Origin of the sequence: Streptomyces sp. NPDC047515 (assembly GCF_040643055.1) — a bacterium.
Lineage (GTDB): Bacteria > Actinomycetota > Actinomycetes > Streptomycetales > Streptomycetaceae > Streptomyces.
This window is the reverse complement of the sequence record NZ_JBEYTM010000021.1, coordinates 64,304-81,699: the sequence shown is the minus strand read 5'-3', so window position 1 is coordinate 81,699 and position 17,396 is coordinate 64,304. Positions and strand designations below refer to the sequence as shown.

Genomic DNA, 17,396 nt, shown 5'->3' with positions numbered 1-17,396 from the left:
GACGCGTGCGGCGTTACACGGGGCGGGGTCCGCCGGCGCCCGGCACCGGGAAGGCTCCCGTGGCACGCCGGGTGATCTCGCCGTAGATCTCGGGGTCGGTGGTGCACTCGCCGAGCCCGACGGTCTTGCGGGTGCCGTGGTAGTCGCTGGAGCCGGTCGTCAGCAGCCCCAGCTCGCGGGCGAGCCCGCGCAGCCTGGCCCTGGTCGGCTCGTCGTGGTCCATGTGGTCGACCTCGACGCCGTCGAGGCCCGCGGCGGCGAGCTTCGCGATCGACGACTCGGGCACCACCTCACCGCGCTTGACGGCGAGCGGATGGGCGAAGACGGTGACGCCGCCGGCGGCCCTGACCAGCCGGATCGCGTCGAAGGGGTCGAGTTCGTGCTTCTCGGCGTACGCGCGTCCGCCGTTCGCGAGCCATTCGGGCGTGAAGGCGTCGGAGACGGTCTCGACGACGCCGAGCTCGACGAGCGCGGTGGCGAGGTGCGGCCTGCCGACCGATCCGTCCCCGGCGATCCGCGCGACCCGCTCCCACTCGATCGGCACGCCGAGCGCCTGGAGCTTGCCCACCATCGTCCGCGCACGCGGCACCCGGTCGTCCCGCACCAGCTCGCGTTCGCGGGCCAGCTCGGGCTCGTCGGGGTCGAAGAGGTACGCCAGCAGGTGCAGGCTCACGCCGTCGATCCGGCAGGAGAGCTCGGCGCCGGTGACGAGGGTGAGCCCCTCCGGCAGGGCGGCAATCGCCTCGGCGTGACCGCGCACGGTGTCGTGGTCGGTGAGGGCGACGACGTCGAGGCCCGCGGCAGCGGCGTTGCGCACCAGCTCGGCAGGGGTGTCCGTACCGTCCGACGCGGTGGAGTGGGTGTGCAGGTCGATGCGCACGACGCGTACTCCAGTGCTCGGGGCCGGACAGGGGGACGTTCAAGGATAACCGGCATCCGGACACCACCCGGACGGGCTCCTTCCGCCCCGACCGGTGCCGCGACCGGAAGGGGGACCGGGCCAGGGACGACGGGGCAACCCTTAGAGCAGGCGCGGGGTGAGCGCTCCGCACGGCACGAGATCCATCTCTCCCCCGGCCTCGCGCAGATCGGCGAGCACCAGCTCGTCGTACATCAAAAGCCCCGACTGCTCGGGCCAGACGATCGCCCAGAGCCAGAGCCCGCGCGCCTCACCCGCGAAGACCGCGCGGCCCTCGGGGGCGCCCTTGACGTGCCAGAGCGGAGTGGGACGTCCGGCGGCGAGCATCTTGACGTCCGGCGGGCCGTCGACATCCAGAAGCGGCCCGGGGTCGGGGCCGTCGATCCCGGCGTAGCGCGCCCCGAGTCCGACACCGAGCTCCTCGGTGACGAGCAGCAGCTCGCCGATGCCTCCGACGGGGCCGGGGCCGGAGCAGGCGACGACGGTGGCACGGCCGCCGCTGCGCTCGTCACCCGCGCTCGCCACGCCCGTGAACAGCCAGCCCACCGGCAGCGGCCAGGGCATCCACACCGGCACCCGGGCACGGCCCACGACCACGCCCAGCGCCTCGACGCTGGGCGGGACGACCGGTTGCAGCGGTTGCACACTGCCGTGCAGAGAGCACTGCCAGGTGTCGGCGAAGAGACCGGGCGCCCTGACCCGGCCTCCACACTTCGGGCAACTGGGTTCGCCCCTCATAGCGACCAACGGTCCTCCAGGTGGGCCGCCGCGTCAAGGATGATCACCCGTCCGCAGCGTGGCCGCGACCTGCAGAATTAGATGTAACTTGCATTTATTAGCTCCTCTAACTTATTCTGTGCATAACACAACGATCTACTGGAGAGCGAGAAGACCTATGCGGGGAGAGGATCCGTTCGATCAGGGAGCGGGCAGCATCCTGCGCCAGCCGAAGGCCGTCTGGGCCACGGCGGGCGCCTCTGTCGTCGCGTTCATGGGAATCGGCCTGGTGGACCCGATTCTGCCGTCCATCGCCAAGGGACTGGAGGCGACACCGAGCCAGGTGTCCCTGCTCTTCACCTCGTACTTCCTGATCACCGCCGTGGCCATGCTCGTCACCGGCTTCGTCTCCAGCCGGATCGGCGGCCGCAAGACGCTGCTGGTCGGCCTCGCGCTCGTCGTCGTCTTCGCCGCGCTCTCCGGCACCTCGTCGTCCGTCGCCGAACTCGTCGGCTTCCGGGCCGGCTGGGGCCTGGGCAACGCGCTCTTCGTCTCGACCGCGCTCGCCGTGATCGTCGGTGCGGCGGCCGGTGGCAGCGCCGCGGCGATCCTGCTCTACGAGTCTGCGCTCGGCCTCGGCATGGCCTGCGGCCCCCTGCTCGGCGCCCTGCTCGGTGATGCCAGCTGGCGCTACCCGTTCTTCGGCACGGCCGCGCTGATGGCGATCGGCTTCATCTGCATCACGCTGTTCCTGAAGGAGCAGCCCAGGCCCGCCGGCAAGACGTCACTGCTCGACCCGATCAAGGCGCTCGGCCACGGCGGCCTGGCCTCCGTCGCCACCTCGGCGTTCTTCTACAACTACGCGTTCTTCACGATCCTGGCGTTCACGCCGTTCGTGCTCAACATGACGCCGTACAAGTCGGGCGCGGTCTTCTTCGCCTGGGGTCTGCTGCTCGCGGTCTTCTCGGTGCTCGTCGCCCCGCGGCTGCAGAAGCGCTTCGGGTCGCTGAAGGTGCTCGGTGCCTCGCTGGTGCTGCTCGCCGTCGACCTCCTGGTCCTGGGGTACGGCAACCACACCGCCGCCATCGTCTGCACGATCGTCTCCGGCGCCTTCATCGGCATGAACAACACCGTCTACACGGAGCTGGCGCTCGGTGTGTCGGACGCGCCGCGCCCGGTGGCGAGCGCGGGCTACAACTTCGTCCGCTGGTTCGCCGCGGCCGCCGCCCCGTACCTCGCTCCGAAGATCGAGGAGTGGAGCAACATCCACATCCCGTTCGTGGTCGCCGCGATCGCGGCTGTGGTCGGTGCGATCGTCGTCCGGGTCCGGCGTACGGCGCTGACCCACGACGCGGAGGAACTGGAGCCGAAGCACGCCACCGAGGACGGCGTCACGGTCTTCGCCGACTGACCACGACGCCGGCCCCCGTTCCGCCCCGCCCGCGGCTCCCCCTCCTGGCCGCGCGGCGGGGCTTCCCCCTGCCCGGCATGACGTACGTCTCAGTCCAGGTCGACGGAGGCACGGAGCGGATCACGCAGATCCGTACCGTGCGAGAGCCACCGCTCCTGGAGTTCCTGCGCACCCCGGACCCGCTTCCACGCGGCCTCGTTGTGCGTCATCGGCAGCAACGGCAGGAACCGCACCGGATCCATGGGGCCGCCCGCCTCCGGACCACCGCCGCTCGCGGAGCCGCCGGGCGCGGGCTCGTTCGGATCCAGGTCCTCGACCAGCCCGCCCGGCTCGGCGACCAGTACGGAGCTGAAGGGGGCCCCGGGCCACAGCGGTTCACCGACGTCCAGCGAGGCCCCGGGCGCCACGATCACCCCCTCGACCTGCGGGGAGGCCGCCAGCACGGCCAGCGGGCGCAGCACCTTGTCGGTGTCGGCGAGCCCCGCGCGCACGGAGAGGATCAGCTCGGCGCGCGGTCCCCTGACCGGATCCGCGAGGGTCGCGGTCGGGTCGGTCATCGGCTGCGCGGACATGCCGAGCGTGGCGTAGCGCACCACGTCGCCGTCGACGAAACGGAGCACCTCGATGCGGTCGGTGCCGAGAAACGTCACTGCGGCGCGCGCGTCCGGTTCGCCGAGGGCCGTCAGCAGCCGGGCCTCGACCAGAGCAAGAATTTCTCCCATCCCGCGAGCATAGGACGCGTATGGAACGGGCAAAGTAAGGGATTGGCCCTCGGACGGCTGATAGTCTTGGCCGCTGGTCGGGGCAGCACGCAGAAGCGTCGCTCTCAGCCCCGACGACACGTCATCCCCCAAGGGGGACCGGCTGGAGGAGGTGGGGCTGCCATGGATCGAAGTCGACCGTGCAGTACCAACCGCTCTTCCGCATCTCACCTCTCTTCGGTGATCTGAAGCCTTCTCGGTCAAGGCCCATGGCATTGCGCACGACGGAAGAGCACTTCCCTTTTGCCTGTCTGTAGCGAACGCCGTCATCGCGCCGCCGCGGTGCCGCCCGCTTTGCGGACGTGAGCACACGTCCCCATTCCGGGCTGTTCCACGCGCCCGACGACGGCCCTCCGTGAAGGAGCCAGCCATGTCGATGATCCGCGACCTGCGCGCCGCCGTGCGCCCGTCCCTGCGCAAGAGCAACGCCCTGCACAACAGTTACGACACCACCCGGGACCCGTCCGTCTCCAGCGCGGTGGTCGACTGCGCGGTCTACCGCGACGGACGGCGCCTGGAGAGCGGCACCTGCCGCACGCCGCACGAGGCGATGCTCCAGGTGCGCGAGGAGGGCGGCTTCGCCTGGATCGGACTGCACGAGCCGACCGAGGAGGAATTCGCCGGGATCGCCCGGGAGTTCGGGCTCCACCCGCTCGCCGTCGAGGACGCCGTCCACGCCCACCAGCGGCCGAAGCTGGAGCGGTACGACGACACGCTCTTCACCGTCTTCAAGACCATCCACTACGTCGAGCACACCGAGCTCACCGCGAGCAGCGAGGTCGTCGAGACCGGCGAGGTGATGTGCTTCACCGGCCGGGACTTCGTCATCACCGTGCGGCACGGCGGCCACGGCTCGCTGCGCGCGCTGCGGCACCGGCTGCAGGACGACCCCGAACTGCTCGCCAAAGGGCCCTCCGCGATCCTGCACTCCATCGCCGACCATGTCGTCGACGGCTACATCGCGGTGGCGGGTGCGGTCCAGGACGACATCGACGAGGTGGAGATCGAGGTCTTCTCCACCCCCGCGAAGGGCAGCCCGCGCGGCTCCGACGCCGGCCGGATCTACCAGCTCAAGCGCGAGGTCCTGGAGTTCAAGCGCGCCGTGTCGCCGCTGCTGCGGCCGATGCAGCTGCTGAGCGAGCGGCCGATGCGGCTGATCGACCCCGACATCCAGAAGTACTTCCGTGACGTCGCCGACCACCTGGCGCGGGTGCACGAGGAAGTCATCGGCTTCGACGAACTGCTGAACTCGATCCTCCAGGCCAACCTGGCGCAGGCGACCGTCGCGCAGAACGAGGACATGCGCAAGATCACGTCCTGGGCGGCCATCGTCGCCGTACCGACGATGATCTGCGGCGTCTACGGCATGAACTTCAAGCACATGCCCGAGCTGGGCTGGAAGTACGGCTATCCGATGGTGCTGGGCGTCATCGGGGTGGTCTGCTTCTCCATCCACCGCACGCTCAAGCGCAACGGCTGGCTCTAATAGAGTTCGGGTATGACTGCTGCTGCCGCTGACGTGCCGCTGGGCCGGGCTCTCGTCGAGGAGGCCACCAAGAAGTCCGGCCTCATCTGGGTGCGGGGCACCGGGCCCGCGCGGGCGCTGTGGCACGTGTGGCACGAGGGTGCGGCGCATCTGGTCGGCGACGGCCCCGGTGAGCAGCCGCTCCCGGCCGGTCTCGTCGACGGTTCCGCCGCCGAGGTGACCGTACGCAGCAAGGACAAGGGCGGCCGGCTGGTGGCCTGGACGGCCGCCGTGACGGAGCTCGCGCCGCACTCCGAGGAGTGGGAGGCCGCGGTCGTCGAGCTCAAGGGCAAGCGGCTGAACGCACCGGACGCCGAGCGGATGACGGAGCGGTGGGCGCGCGAGTGCCGGGTGCTGCGGCTGACGCCCGGCGCGTTCCGTACGGAGCTGCCGGACTCCTCACTGGCCGCGGCGCCCCTGCCGACGTCCGCGACCACACGACGACCGGTACCGGCCGGGCTGCCGCGGCTGCTGAAGCGGGGACGCAAGGGCTGACCGGGCTCCGGCGGCCCGGCACGGCCATCCGGACGCGGTGCGGCCGGACGTGGCGACCGGCGCCGGGCACGGCAGGGTGCGGTCGGGCCGGAGCCGAGCCCCCTGATCCGTACGACCGGTCCGGGTGTCGCGCGGCCGGTCTCAGGACGACGTCTTGGGCAGCTGCTGCCCGTAGTCGACCGTGTCCCCCTTCGCCGGGGCCTCCAACGGGAACTCCTTGCCCCAGTCCGACAGCGTCACGATCCCCCCACCGGCGGCGCGCGCGAAGCGCAGCGGATACGGCGTGCCCTCCAGCGAGACGTCGAGCGTGCCGCCCTCGCCCTTGCCGCCCGTGATCTGAACGGTCCGGGTCGGTCCGACCGTGCCGCGGTCGCCCTTGTTGAGGGTGCCGTGCAGCGTGAGCAACCCGTCGAGCAGGGTCTTCTTGTCCGTGAACCCGCGCAGCTGCTTGTACGTGGGGTCGCCCTCGGGCACCTTCACGTATTTGTCCTGGAGCTTGTCCGCGGCGGCCCCGCCCGCGTGGGCGTCGGCGCCGGGCTTCTCGTCGTGGCTCCAGAACCCCGAGTCCGCCCTCAGATAGAGATCGTCACCGATCCGCAGCAGCTCGAAGGTGCTGTCCTTCGAGACGACGGAGCCGGTGCCGCCCTTCTCCCTGAGCCGCATGTTGAGCTGGTACGTGCCACCCTTGCTGACCAACTTCCCGGCGAGGCGCACCGCGTCGGCCGAGTCCGCGGCGGTCTGCGCCTTCTTCTCGATCTCCGCGGCGGTGAGTTTGCCGACCCCGTTGGTCCCCTTGTCCGGATCCTCGCCCCCGCACGCCGTGAGGGCGGTGGTCAGCCCCGCGCAGAGCACAACGGCGAGGGCGGTCCGACGTCGGGCCCGGACGGGCCGAACGGAAGAGGTCACGGGCGCACTGCCTCTCATCTGCATGGCGGGGGTGGCAGACGGCAGCGTACCCGTGCCGTTCATGCCTTCCGGCAGAGAGCCGTACGGACGGGTCCACCGGGGCGGCCCGGAGCGGTACGGGCTAGCCTGATCCCGTCATAACAGAACGGACCGGACAGGGAAGTCGTACACGGAAGAAGGAGGCGCACCATGGCGGCAGGCGCCCCCCGGGTCTTCGTCTCGCATCTCGCCGGCGTCCCGGTCTTCGACCCCAACGGCGAGCAGGTGGGCCGCGTCCGCGATCTGGTCGCCATGCTGCGGGTCGGCGGCCGGCCGCCCCGGCTGCTCGGTCTGGTCGTCGAGGTGCTCACCCGCCGTCGCATCTTCGTCCCGATGACCCGGGTCACCGGGATCGAGTCCGGTCAGGTCATCACCACCGGCGTGGTCAACGTGCGGCGCTTCGAACAGCGGCCCACCGAACGTCTGGTGCTCGGCGAGTTCCTCGACCGGCGCGTACGCCTCGTGGAGACCGGTGAGGAGGTCACCGTCCTCGATGTCGCCATCCAGCAGCTCCCGGCCCGCCGCGACTGGGAGATCGACAAGTACTTCGTGCGCAAGGGCAAGGGCGGGGCGCTGCGGCGCAAGGGCGAGACCCTGACGGTCGAATGGTCGGCGGTCAGCGGATTCTCGCTGGAGGAGCACGGACAGGGCACCGAGTCCCTGGTCGCCACGTTCGAGCAGCTCCGGCCGACCGACGTGGCCAACGCGCTGCACCATCTGTCGCCGAAGCGACGGGCCGAGGTCGCCGCCGCGCTCGACGACGACCGGCTCGCCGACGTCCTGGAGGAGCTTCCGGAGGACGACCAGGTGGAGATCATCGGCAAGCTCAAGGAGGAACGCGCCGCCGATGTCCTGGAGGCCATGGACCCGGACGACGCCGCCGATCTGCTGTCCGGGCTCCCCGAGGAGGACAAGGAGCGGCTGCTGACCCTGATGCGGCCGGACGACGCGGCGGACGTGCGGCGCCTCATGTCGTACGAGGAACGGACCGCGGGCGGCCTGATGACCACCGAGCCGATCATTCTGCGCCCGGACGCGACGGTCGCCGACGCGCTCGCGCGGGTCCGGCAGGCCGATCTGTCCCCGGCGCTCGCCGCCCAGGTGTACGTGTGCCGCTCCCCCGACGAGACACCGACCGGCAAGTACCTGGGCACCGTGCACTTCCAGCGACTGCTGCGCGATCCGCCGTACGCCCTGGTCAGCTCGATCGTCGACAGCGATCTCGTCCCCCTCGCGCCGGACACTCCGCTGCCGGACGTGACGAGCTATCTGGCCGCGTACAACCTGGTCTCCGTGCCGGTGGTGGACGAGAGCGGTTCACTGCTCGGCGCGGTGACCGTCGACGACGTGCTCGACCACCTACTGCCCGAGGACTGGCGGGAGACGGACTTCCACGGTGAGGAGGAGGCCGCCCGTGGCCGGTGAGGACCGCGTGAAAGGGGCGTCCACGGGTGCCTCGGGCATCGCGCGCCCGCCTCGTTCCCGGCTGGACCAGCCGAAGGCACCACGTCGGCGGCTGCTGCCCGAATACGACCCCGAGTCGTTCGGCCGACTCTCCGAACGGATCGCCCGATTCCTGGGCACCTGGAGCTTCATCGCCTGGATGACACTGTTCATCATCACCTGGCTGGTGTGGAACGTCTCCGCGCCCGCGGCGTGGCGGTTCGACGGGTACCCGTTCATCTTCCTGACGCTGATGCTGTCGCTCCAGGCCTCGTACGCGGCCCCGCTGATCCTGCTCGCGCAGAACCGGCAGGCCGACCGCGACCGGGTCACCTACGAGCAGGACCGCAAGCAGAACGAGCGCTCCATCGCGGACACCGAGTACCTCACCCGCGAGATCGCGGCACTGCGGATGGGCCTCGGCGAGGTCGCCACCCGCGACTGGATCCGCTCGGAGCTGGAGGACCTCATGAGGGATCTGGGAGGCCGGCAAGCGTCGCTCCCGGCCGAGAGCGACGAGGACCACTGACGGGGTTACTCGCGCGTAGCAGCGGGCGCCGTACGCCCTCCCGATGCCCGCACCGCCCTTTCAACGAGCGCCGCGCCGCGCACCCGTACTATCAATGTATGGCTACGGAAGACGCGGTGCTTGAGGCACTGGCGACAGTGAACGACCCGGAGATCCACCGCCCGATCACCGAACTCGGCATGGTGAAGTCGGTCGAGATCGGTGCTGACGGTGTGGTCGCTGTCACGGTCTATCTCACGGTCTCAGGCTGTCCGATGCGCGAGACGATCACCAAGAACGTGACCGACGCGGTGGCGAAGGTCGAAGGCGTCAGCCGCGTCGACGTCACGCTCGACGTGATGAGTGACGAACAGCGCAAGGAGCTCACGTCCTCGCTGCGCGGTGGCACGGCGGAGCGCGAGGTGCCGTTCGCCAAGCCCGGCTCGCTGACCCGGGTCTACGCGGTCGCGTCCGGCAAGGGCGGCGTCGGCAAATCGTCGGTCACGGTGAACCTGGCGGCGGCGATGGCGGCCGACGGCCTCAAGGTCGGTGTCGTGGACGCGGACATCTACGGGCACAGCGTGCCCCGGATGCTCGGTGCGGACGGCAAGCCGACCCAGGTCGAGAACATGATCATGCCGCCGTCGGCGCACGGCGTGAAGGTCATCTCCATCGGCATGTTCACCCCGGGCAACGCCCCGGTGGTGTGGCGCGGACCGATGCTGCACCGCGCACTCCAGCAGTTCCTCGCCGATGTGTACTGGGGCGACCTGGACGTCCTGCTGCTCGACCTGCCGCCGGGCACCGGTGACATCGCGATCTCGGTGGCGCAGCTCGTGCCGAACGCCGAGATCCTGGTCGTCACGACCCCGCAGCAGGCGGCGGCCGAGGTGGCCGAGCGAGCCGGTTCGATCGCCGTGCAGACGCACCAGAAGATCGTCGGCGTCGTCGAGAACATGTCGGGACTGCCGTGCCCGCACTGCGACGAGATGGTCGACGTCTTCGGCACCGGCGGTGGCCGGAGGGTCGCCGAGGGACTGACGAGGACGGTCGGCGCGGAGGTGCCGGTGCTCGGCTCCATCCCGATCGACGTCCGGCTGCGCGAGGGCGGCGACGAGGGCAAGCCAGTCGTCCTGTCCGACCCCGACTCTCCCGCCGGCAAGGCGCTCCGCACCATCGCGGACAAGCTGGGAGGCCGTCAGCGCGGCCTGTCCGGCATGTCGCTGGGCATCACCCCGCGCAACAAGTTCTGAGCCGGGTCGAGGGACGGGGGCGACTGTCCTCTCGCCACGGCCGGTGATCCTCGGCCGGTGGTCCGTCCTCGCTCGCCGGACGGGTTCGGTCATCGGGCCCGTCCGGGAACGGCAACGGGGTCGCGGGCGGGAGGCGACCGGACGGGACCGGTCACCGCCCCACCGCCCGGCCCTACGCGTACGTCGTGATGTCGCCGACCACCGAGAAGCCCAGCCCGTACGCGCTCATTCCGCGCCCGTACGCGCCGATGTGCACCCCGCCGCGCGCCGACCCCGCCAGCACCCAGCCGAACTCGGACTCGCGGTAGTGGAACGGCACGGGGACGCCGTCCACCGGCAGCGACAGCACCGACCACGCGGGGCCGTCCAGATCGTCGGCTAGCTCGAACGCCGTCTCCGTCTGCTGGTCCAGCCAGTCGTCACGCAGTGAGTGATCCATCTGCGCCGGCCATGTGCAGGCCAGCAGACCGGACCCGGCCAGCCAGGCCGCGGAGGAGACCGTGGTCGCGTCCAGCACCCCCGTACCGTCTCCGCTGTGCCGCACCGGGCTGCTGGCCACCGTCACGACGACGGCGAATCGTTGTTTCTCGGCACCCGCGTCGGCCCGTACCGACGGCTCGTCACCGTGCCCGATGGAGCCGTGCTGCACCGTGCCGTCCGCGGCGGTGCCCACCTGCATCAGCCGACGCGGGCCGGTGAAGGCCTCGTCCAGCGCGTACCAGGGAAACGGAGCAGCCAGATATCCGTCGACAGTACGCCGGGCCGCCGGCATCCCCTCTGCGGTGGCTGTGTCCGGCGCGTCTTCCGCGCCCACCCGACTGGTCGTCTCCATCTGCCCGGCCGCCTCCTCGATCCCTGAGGTCCGGAGCGGCCCGCCCCCCACGGGCGTCCTCACAACCGGACAGATGGAGAATAGCCATACCGTCCGGACGAGTCGGGATTGACTGCGGTCAGGTGGCGTCGGCGTCGAACGGCGGGCGGTCGTCCTTCGCGGGCTGTTCACGCTTCTTGAGCAGGTCCGGAGTCCCGGCGGAGCCGTTGGCGGCGGTGATCGCCGAGCCGCCCGACACGCCGCTGCGGGAGTCCGCGGACTCCTCGGCGACGCTCTCCCTGCCGTTCACCGCGTCGGTGACCTCCGCCAAGTCCTTGCGCAGGTCGAAGCTCTCGCGGATCTCCTTCAGCCCCAGGTCGTCGCCGCCGTCCATGAGCTGCTTGCGGACGAAGGTCTTGGGGTTGAGGTCCTCGAACTCGAAGTCCTTGAACTCCGGGCCGAGCTCCGTACGGATGTCCTCCTTGGCGCTCTCCGAGAACTCGCGGATCTTACGGATGAAGCGCGAGGCGTCCTGGATGACCTTGGGCAGCTTGTCCGGGCCGAAGATCAGCACGCCCAGGATCGCGAGCGTCACCAGCTCCAGTGGGCCTATGTCATTGAACACCCTGTTGCTCCTCGTGTTCTCCGAGACCGGGTCGGTTGTGGTCCGGACCCGGCCCACGGTACCGGTCGAAACTACCCGCGCGGTAGCGTCCCGTGGCTGTCACGTGCCGGTTGCGGAGCCAAGCGTCAAAGAGATGGACAGGTCTTTACCACCACGGGTCAGGGTGAGGTCCAGACGGTCGCCGGGCCGGTGGGCGCGGATCTTCACGATCAGCTCCTCGCCGCTGTGCACCCGCTGACCGTCGACCGCGGTGATGACGTCGCCCGGCTTGATCCCGGCCTTGGCCCCGGGCCCGTCGGGCGCCACCGCGGACTTGCCCGCGGCGCCCTTCGTGCCGACCTTGGCGCCGTCGCCGGTGTACTTCATGTCCAAGGTGACGCCGATCACCGGGTGAGTGGCCTTCCCGGTGTTGATCAGCTCCTCAGCGACCCGCTTGCCCTGGTTGATCGGAATGGCGAAGCCGAGACCGATGGACCCGGCCTGCCCGCCCTCGGTGCTCGAACCGTTGTCCGCGGCGCGGATGGCGCTGTTGATGCCTATGACATGGGCGGCGGTGTCGACGAGCGGGCCGCCGGAGTTGCCCGGGTTGATCGGGGCATCGGTCTGCAGCGCGTCGACGTAGCTGATGTCGCTGCCGTCCCCCTTCTCGCCGCCTGCGGTGATCGGCCGGTCCTTGGCGCTGATGATGCCGGAGGTCACCGTGTTGGACAGGTCGAAGGGGGCGCCGATGGCCACCACCGGGTCACCGACCTGCACATTGTCGGAGTTGCCCAGCGGCAACGGCTTGAGGCCCAAGACGCCGGTGACCTTGACCACGGCGAGGTCGTAGCCGCTGTCCTTGCCGACGACCTCGGCGTGTGCGGTCTCGCCGCCGCTGAACGTCACGGTGATCTCGCCGGAGGACCCGGCCGGGGCGACGACATGGTTGTTGGTGAGGATGTGGCCGCGGTTGTCGAGAACGAATCCGGTGCCGGTGCCGGACTCGGCCGCCCCGCTGACGTGGAGGGTGACCACGCTGGGCAGGGCACTGGCGGCGATGCCCGCGACGCTGTCGGGGGCGCGGCCGCCGGCGTTCCGGCCGGCCTGCGGCAGCTCGACCTGGGTGAGACCGCCGTTGCGCTCGATGTAGGAGCCGATGCCGCCGCCGATGCCACCGGCCACCAGCGCGAGCAGCACCGCACCGATGAGGAGGGAGCCACGACGGCTCTTCTTCCGGCCGTTCTCGGCCCCGAGCGGCGGCCCCGGATCGGTCAGCGGCTGCCGGGGCGCACCCCAGGGGTCGTACTGGAGCCACTGCGTCGACTGGGGCAGCTGAGGCTGGAGCACGGGCTGCGCACCCTGGGGGTGCTGGGACTGGGGGTGCTGAGGCGGTGAGTGCTGGGGCGGGGGCGTGAAACCGGGGGCGGCAGTGGTGGCGTTGGGCAGGCCGGCCCCGTTCATCGCCGCGTACTGCGGGGGTACGGGGGTGCCGTGCGCCGGGGTGGGGACCGGTCGCTGTACGGGCGGTGCGGGCGCCCAGGGGCCGGGTCCGCCGTACGGCGGGGTGCTGTACTGATCGGGCTCGTGCAGGGGCGCGGGCGCTTGTGCCACGCTCGTCGGATCCGTCACATCGGCCGTCACATCGGCTGCGGACACCGCGTCCTCGACGGAGGACGGCTCGTCCGGCGCTGTGCGGGCGGTGCGTCCCGGCGCGGGCCGGCTCCACCACTTCGCCTTCGGCCCGGTGGACTTCCCGTCTTCCATGCTCTCCCCGCAACTGCCGCGACCGGCCTCTGCACGCCCGGGTAGGGGCGCCCCTCCCGGAATTCCTCCCGGAATTCAACCAGGTTTGCGAAGGTCTGCGCAGACCTTGGTCAGCGCCGGGAGGAAAGCGGAAGACCGCGATCGGCAGGGGTGGGGAGGGCGGAGGCCGACGGAGGCGTCCAGGACGGCTGCGCGGAGGGCGACGGGGGCTGCGGCGGGGCGAGTCTGCCGAGCACTCGGGCGAAGAGCGGGGAGGTGCCGGTCGGACGTATCAGCGGTGGCGCGGACACATTGGTCAGGACCGGGACGGCGAAGGTGCTGTCCGTGAGGCTTCCGGAGGTGAGCAGCACGGGGGCGGCGGAGGCCACGGCCGGTGTGGCCTCCGGCCCGGGCGGCGGGCCGGCGGCGGCGGTCGAGCGGTCGGCCGCCTCCGTCGCGGCGAGCGAGCCCTGCCCGCCGCCGCGGCGGCTCCCGGCGCCGGTGTTCTCACCGCGGGATGTCGTGTCGAGCGGGGTCACCGTGTTTCCGGTGCCCGCGGCCCGCGCCGGGGTGCCGGAACCCGCGCCGGTCGGCAGGGCGCCGCCCAGCGCGATGGCCGCCAGCGATACGGCGCTGGCGGCTGCGAAGGCGAATCTCCGGCCGCGCCACGGCGAACGGTCCCCCTCGCGGCTCACCTCATGGATCCGGAAGCCCGAGCGGGAGGAACCACCCGGCAGTACGGCGGTCGATCCGTGCGGGTCCCGGAGGAAGCCGAAACCGCCCAGGGGCAAATCGCCCGGCGACTCCGTGCGGCTGCCGGACGGCTGGATCATGGGGAAGAGCCCGTCGGCGAAGCGCCCGGAGCCGCCGAATGGTCTTCCCTGGCCGTCGTCGTCACCCCCCGGCCCCCCGGGAAGGCCCTGCAGCCGGGCGAGGAACCCCTCGGACGGCGAAGGCGGGGCGGACTGAGCGAAGACGCTCTTCAGGCGCCGCTGGGCGGCAGCCTCGGCCTTGCACTTGGCACAGGTCGCGAGGTGCGCGAGCACCCGCTCTCGGGTGTCGTGTTTAAGTTCGCCGTCGACAAGCGCGGCGAGTCGGTCCCCCAGGTGTTGCTCCGCAGGGGTCGGACTTGTGCCACTCACGCCGTTCCGCCCTCCCCTGCCAGGATCGCGCCCGCCAGCGAGCGCTGCTCGGCACGGGCCTCGGGCGAACGGTGCTGCAGCGCCTTGCGCAGGTGCGAGCGACCGCGGTGGATACGGCTGCGCACGGTGCCGAGCTTCACGCCCAGCGTCGCGGCGATCTCCTCGTACGAGAGGCCCTCGATGTCACAGAGCACGACGGCGGCACGGAATTCGGGCGCGAGGGTGTCCAGCGCCTGCTGCACGTCCGCGTCGAAGTGGGTGTCGTTGAAGACCTGCTGCGGGGACGGCTCACGGCTCGGCAGTCGCTCGGCGGCGTCGTCGCCGAGGGAGTCGAAGCGAATCCGCTGCTTGCGGCGGACCATGTCCAGGAACAGATTGGTCGTGATGCGGTGCAGCCAGCCTTCGAAGGTGCCCGGCGTATAGGTCGACAGCGACCGGAACACGCGCACGAAGACCTCCTGGGTGAGGTCCTCCGCGTCGTGCTGGTTGCCCGTCAGCCTGTAGGCAAGGCGGTAGACACGGCCGCTGTGCGTGCTGACGATCTCTTCCCATGAGGGCGGTGTCCACGCCTGGGAGTCCGCATCTGAGGCGAAGGTCGCGGTCGTTGCGGAGTCGTTGGAAGAACGGTCAGCAATCTTGGTCACGGATTTCGGCTCACCCGCCGACCTGAGAAAGCGCCGAAGCGCTCCTCTCCGATCCACAGGCGCAGCCGCACCTCCCCTATCGGCTCTGGTGGTGTCCAGTGGAGCCCCTACCATAGCCACCTCGCCCGTTAGCTCCGGATAAGCCTTTTTTCCTGCTGGGGCCGGGGGTCACCCCGGGTACCGCCGGCTCATGGTTCCCGGACCCGATCCGCGAGCCGATTCCATGCGCTTTCCCCTGCCCTTGGACAACGCCTGGTCCCATCAGCGGGTTCCCGGGTGCAGCGGATACAGTCACCGTTGCGCCAACTACGGGGACAGGAGAGGGTCATTACCGCCAACCGGCAGACGAGCTGGGCGTTCGCCGACGCCTTTGTCGCCGAGGACGAAGCATTGCGCTGGGCCCGGGACCGGGCCCGGGAGGCAGGGCTTCGCTCGGTGTCGCCAGGTACCGGCGCCGCGCTGCGCTTGCTCGCTGCCACGACGGACGCCAAAGCCGTGGCCGAAATCGGCACCGGGACGGGCGTGTCCGGACTCTATCTGCTGCACGGCATGCGGCCCGACGGGGTGCTGACCACGGTCGACCCGGAGCCCGAGCGCCAGCAGTTCGCCCGTGAGGCGTTCCGGGCCGCGGGGTTCGCCACCAACCGGGCCCGCTTCATTCCCGGCCGCGCCCTGGACGTACTGCCACGGCTCGCGGACGGCGGGTACGACCTGGTGTTCTGTGACGGCGACCGGCTGGAGAGCCTCGACTGTCTCGCTGAATCGTTGCGCCTGCTGCGGCCGGGCGGCCTGGTCTGCTTCGAGGGCGTGTTCGCCGACGGCCGTACGGTCGATTCCGCGGCACAGCCCGCGGAGGTGCTGCGGCTGCGGGAGCTGCTGCGCGCGGTGCGGGAGAGCCAGGAGCTGATGGCGACCCTGCTGCCGGTGGGCGACGGACTGCTGTGTGCGGTGCGGCGGGGCTGAGAGCCTGTCGGGGCGGGGGTCCTCGTCCCGCGCCCGGGGCGTCCGGGCACGCACGCCCTCCGTCGCCGGACCGGCCCGCTTCCGCCGCGATGTTCCGACCGCCGGACGGGCCCTGCTCCGCCGCGCGTGAACGCATCACTGCCCCGGCACGGACACCGTGCCGGGGCAGTGATGAAGTGTGGGCGCTTCTGCTCAGCCGACGACCTTCTTGAGGGCGTCGCCGAGTGCATCGGCCTCGTCCGGGGTCAGCTCCACGACAAGCCGACCGCCGCCTTCGAGCGGAACGCGCATGACAATGCCCCGCCCCTCCTTTGTCACCTCGAGCGGGCCGTCGCCCGTCCGCGGCTTCATGGCCGCCATGCTCGTTCCCCTTCCTGAAACCAGCTCATCGCAACCGGCGGCCCCATGACAGGCGCTGTGTCACCGGCATCGAACACATTGCTTCCAGGCCATTATCCCGCATCACAGACCCTGATGACCAACATCGGTCTGCATCGCTTGCGCAACGCGCTTTCTCAAAACCACCCAATTCGGCGATCCAGCTGCGATACTCCGTCCCCTTCGCCCCTTCATAAGCGCGCAATTGTTAGACGCAGGTCACATGTTCGCTCGCGCCCGAGTCGGCCATGCTTGCCTGGACAGGCATTGCCCGAGGCGCAGAGGGGACAGCGAAATGGCCGACCGGATGGCGGACAGCGTGCTCTACGAGGTGAGCGAGGGGCTCGCGACGATCACGATCAACCGTCCCGACGCGATGAACGCCATGAACACCGCGACCAAGGTGGCACTCCGTGACGCACTGCGGTCCGCGGCGGCCGACGCCGACGTACGGGCCGTTCTGCTCACCGCGACGGGGCGCGCCTTCTGCGTCGGCCAGGACCTGAAGGAGCACATCGGCAAGCTCGACGAGGCCCGCGAGTCCGGTGGCGGCAATGCGCTGAGCACCGTGCAGGAGCACTACAACCCGATCGTGCGGGCCATCACCGAGATGCCCAAGCCGGTGGTCGCCGGGGTGAACGGTGTCGCGGCCGGGGCCGGTTTCGGCTTCGCGCTCGCCTGCGACTACCGGGTGGTCGCCGACACCGCCTCGTTCAACACGTCCTTCGCCGGGGTGGCCCTCACCGCCGACTCGGGCGTCTCCTGGACGCTGCCCCGGCTGATCGGGCAGAGCCGCGCCGCGGACCTGCTGTTCTTCCCGCGCTCGATCTCCGCGCAGGACGCCCACGAGCTGGGCATCGTGAACAAGCTGGTGCCCGCCGCCGACCTGGCCGCCGAGGCCGCGGCCGTGGCCCGCGCCCTGGCGTCCGGTCCCACGGTGGCGTACGCCTCGCTCAAGGAGTCCCTGGCCCACGGCGCCACTCACACGCTGAGCGAGGCGCTGGAGAAGGAGGACGAACTCCAGACGAGGGCGGGCGCTTCCGAGGACCACGCCATCGCGGTGCGGGCGTTCCTGAACAAGGAGAAGCCGAAGTACCTCGGCCGGTAGTCACCGGGGCCGGTCCGGCCCCGGTC

The 17,396-nt window shown here is 70.7% G+C and carries 18 protein-coding genes; 8 read left to right on the top strand and 10 right to left on the bottom strand.

The window, feature by feature from the left end; genetic code table 11:
- Nucleotides 1-13 precede the first annotated feature (13 nt).
- Together ABZ826_RS19340 and ABZ826_RS19335 are read right to left on the bottom strand one after the other, a co-directional pair.
- The gene (locus ABZ826_RS19340) at nt 14-880 is read right to left on the bottom strand and encodes a PHP domain-containing protein (RefSeq protein ID WP_361449282.1); all 867 of its coding nucleotides are present in this window, start codon (nt 878-880) and stop codon (nt 14-16) included.
- Nucleotides 881-1,021: 141 nt separating this feature from the next.
- Nucleotides 1,022-1,657, bottom strand: coding sequence for a DUF6758 family protein (locus ABZ826_RS19335; RefSeq protein ID WP_361449279.1), 636 nt, complete (start codon nt 1,655-1,657; stop codon nt 1,022-1,024).
- 157 nt (nt 1,658-1,814) lie between these two features.
- Between ABZ826_RS19335 and ABZ826_RS19330 the strand changes: the two genes are divergently transcribed.
- Nucleotides 1,815-3,047, top strand: a complete 1,233-nt coding sequence (locus ABZ826_RS19330; protein WP_361449276.1) for an MFS transporter — start codon at nt 1,815-1,817, stop codon at nt 3,045-3,047.
- A gap of 89 nt (nt 3,048-3,136) precedes the next feature.
- On the opposite strand, the gene ABZ826_RS19325 is transcribed toward ABZ826_RS19330, so the two are convergent.
- Nucleotides 3,137-3,769: a suppressor of fused domain protein gene (locus tag ABZ826_RS19325; protein ID WP_361449273.1), complete on the bottom strand. Its 633-nt coding sequence runs from the start codon at nt 3,767-3,769 to the stop codon at nt 3,137-3,139.
- Between the two features lie 409 nt (nt 3,770-4,178).
- Here ABZ826_RS19325 and ABZ826_RS19320 point away from each other — a divergent pair, with 409 nt between their 5' ends.
- Nucleotides 4,179-5,294: a magnesium and cobalt transport protein CorA gene (locus ABZ826_RS19320; protein ID WP_361449270.1), complete on the top strand. Its 1,116-nt coding sequence runs from the start codon at nt 4,179-4,181 to the stop codon at nt 5,292-5,294.
- Between the two features lie 12 nt (nt 5,295-5,306).
- Nucleotides 5,307-5,828, top strand: a complete 522-nt coding sequence (locus tag ABZ826_RS19315; protein WP_361449267.1) for a hypothetical protein — start codon at nt 5,307-5,309, stop codon at nt 5,826-5,828.
- A gap of 141 nt (nt 5,829-5,969) precedes the next feature.
- On the opposite strand, the gene ABZ826_RS19310 is transcribed toward ABZ826_RS19315, so the two are convergent.
- Nucleotides 5,970-6,734, bottom strand: coding sequence for a hypothetical protein (locus ABZ826_RS19310; RefSeq protein ID WP_361449264.1), 765 nt, complete (start codon nt 6,732-6,734; stop codon nt 5,970-5,972).
- Nucleotides 6,735-6,923: 189 nt separating this feature from the next.
- Here ABZ826_RS19310 and ABZ826_RS19305 point away from each other — a divergent pair, with 189 nt between their 5' ends.
- The 3 genes from ABZ826_RS19305 (at nt 6,924) to ABZ826_RS19295 (ending at nt 9,977) form a co-directional block, all read left to right on the top strand.
- On the top strand, nt 6,924-8,198 hold the full coding sequence (locus tag ABZ826_RS19305; protein WP_361449261.1) for a CBS domain-containing protein: 1,275 nt from the start codon (nt 6,924-6,926) through the stop codon (nt 8,196-8,198).
- Nucleotides 8,188-8,745 (top strand): DUF1003 domain-containing protein, encoded by a 558-nt coding sequence (locus ABZ826_RS19300; protein ID WP_361449258.1) that lies wholly within the window; start codon nt 8,188-8,190, stop codon nt 8,743-8,745. The genes ABZ826_RS19305 and ABZ826_RS19300 overlap by 11 nt, the downstream gene beginning before the upstream one ends.
- Nucleotides 8,746-8,843: 98 nt before the next feature.
- On the top strand, nt 8,844-9,977 hold the full coding sequence (locus tag ABZ826_RS19295; protein ID WP_361449255.1) for an Mrp/NBP35 family ATP-binding protein: 1,134 nt from the start codon (nt 8,844-8,846) through the stop codon (nt 9,975-9,977).
- Between the two features lie 172 nt (nt 9,978-10,149).
- Here ABZ826_RS19295 and ABZ826_RS19290 read toward each other — a convergent pair whose 3' ends face one another.
- The 5 genes from ABZ826_RS19290 to sigE form a co-directional block, all read right to left on the bottom strand.
- Nucleotides 10,150-10,809 carry a hypothetical protein gene (locus tag ABZ826_RS19290; protein ID WP_361449252.1) on the bottom strand — a complete coding sequence of 220 codons (660 nt, stop codon included), beginning with the start codon at nt 10,807-10,809 and terminating at the stop codon, nt 10,150-10,152.
- A 118-nt stretch (nt 10,810-10,927) separates the two neighbouring features.
- Nucleotides 10,928-11,413: a sec-independent translocase gene (locus ABZ826_RS19285; protein ID WP_361449249.1), complete on the bottom strand. Its 486-nt coding sequence runs from the start codon at nt 11,411-11,413 to the stop codon at nt 10,928-10,930.
- Nucleotides 11,414-11,512: 99 nt separating this feature from the next.
- Nucleotides 11,513-13,156, bottom strand: a complete 1,644-nt coding sequence (locus ABZ826_RS19280) for a trypsin-like peptidase domain-containing protein (protein ID WP_361449246.1) — start codon at nt 13,154-13,156, stop codon at nt 11,513-11,515.
- Nucleotides 13,157-13,266: 110 nt separating this feature from the next.
- The gene (locus tag ABZ826_RS19275) at nt 13,267-14,277 is read right to left on the bottom strand and encodes a zf-HC2 domain-containing protein (RefSeq protein ID WP_361449243.1); all 1,011 of its coding nucleotides are present in this window, start codon (nt 14,275-14,277) and stop codon (nt 13,267-13,269) included.
- Nucleotides 14,274-15,035 (bottom strand): RNA polymerase sigma factor SigE, encoded by a 762-nt coding sequence (gene sigE / locus ABZ826_RS19270; protein WP_361449241.1) that lies wholly within the window; start codon nt 15,033-15,035, stop codon nt 14,274-14,276. Before sigE ends, ABZ826_RS19275 begins: the two co-directional genes overlap by 4 nt.
- Before the next feature lie 183 nt (nt 15,036-15,218).
- Between sigE and ABZ826_RS19265 the strand changes: the two genes are divergently transcribed.
- Entirely contained in the window at nt 15,219-15,884 is a 666-nt protein-coding gene (locus ABZ826_RS19265; protein WP_361449369.1) for an O-methyltransferase, read from the top strand.
- A gap of 192 nt (nt 15,885-16,076) precedes the next feature.
- On the opposite strand, the gene ABZ826_RS19260 is transcribed toward ABZ826_RS19265, so the two are convergent.
- Nucleotides 16,077-16,244 (bottom strand): DUF3117 domain-containing protein, encoded by a 168-nt coding sequence (locus tag ABZ826_RS19260; RefSeq protein WP_003966491.1) that lies wholly within the window; start codon nt 16,242-16,244, stop codon nt 16,077-16,079.
- Nucleotides 16,245-16,557: 313 nt separating this feature from the next.
- On the opposite strand from ABZ826_RS19260, the gene ABZ826_RS19255 reads away from it, so the two are divergent.
- Nucleotides 16,558-17,370 (top strand): enoyl-CoA hydratase-related protein, encoded by an 813-nt coding sequence (locus ABZ826_RS19255; RefSeq protein WP_361449238.1) that lies wholly within the window; start codon nt 16,558-16,560, stop codon nt 17,368-17,370.
- The last annotated feature ends 26 nt before the right edge of the window (nt 17,371-17,396 follow it).

Excerpts from the sequence above, each read along its gene's own strand:
- ABZ826_RS19335 (WP_361449279.1), bottom strand. The coding sequence starts at position 1,657 with ATGAGGGGCGAACCCAGTTGCCCGAAGTGTGGAGGCCGGGTCAGGGCG.
- ABZ826_RS19330 (WP_361449276.1), top strand. The coding sequence starts at position 1,815 with ATGCGGGGAGAGGATCCGTTCGATCAGGGAGCGGGCAGCATCCTGCGC.
- ABZ826_RS19325 (WP_361449273.1), bottom strand. The coding sequence starts at position 3,769 with ATGGGAGAAATTCTTGCTCTGGTCGAGGCCCGGCTGCTGACGGCCCTC.
- ABZ826_RS19320 (WP_361449270.1), top strand. The coding sequence starts at position 4,179 with ATGTCGATGATCCGCGACCTGCGCGCCGCCGTGCGCCCGTCCCTGCGC.
- ABZ826_RS19315 (WP_361449267.1), top strand. The coding sequence starts at position 5,307 with ATGACTGCTGCTGCCGCTGACGTGCCGCTGGGCCGGGCTCTCGTCGAG.
- ABZ826_RS19305 (WP_361449261.1), top strand. The coding sequence starts at position 6,924 with ATGGCGGCAGGCGCCCCCCGGGTCTTCGTCTCGCATCTCGCCGGCGTC.
- ABZ826_RS19295 (WP_361449255.1), top strand. The coding sequence starts at position 8,844 with ATGGCTACGGAAGACGCGGTGCTTGAGGCACTGGCGACAGTGAACGAC.
- ABZ826_RS19290 (WP_361449252.1), bottom strand. The coding sequence starts at position 10,809 with ATGGAGACGACCAGTCGGGTGGGCGCGGAAGACGCGCCGGACACAGCC.
- ABZ826_RS19280 (WP_361449246.1), bottom strand. The coding sequence starts at position 13,156 with ATGGAAGACGGGAAGTCCACCGGGCCGAAGGCGAAGTGGTGGAGCCGG.
- sigE (WP_361449241.1), bottom strand. The coding sequence starts at position 15,035 with ATGGTAGGGGCTCCACTGGACACCACCAGAGCCGATAGGGGAGGTGCG.
- ABZ826_RS19260 (WP_003966491.1), bottom strand. The coding sequence starts at position 16,244 with ATGGCGGCCATGAAGCCGCGGACGGGCGACGGCCCGCTCGAGGTGACA.
- ABZ826_RS19255 (WP_361449238.1), top strand. The coding sequence starts at position 16,558 with ATGGCCGACCGGATGGCGGACAGCGTGCTCTACGAGGTGAGCGAGGGG.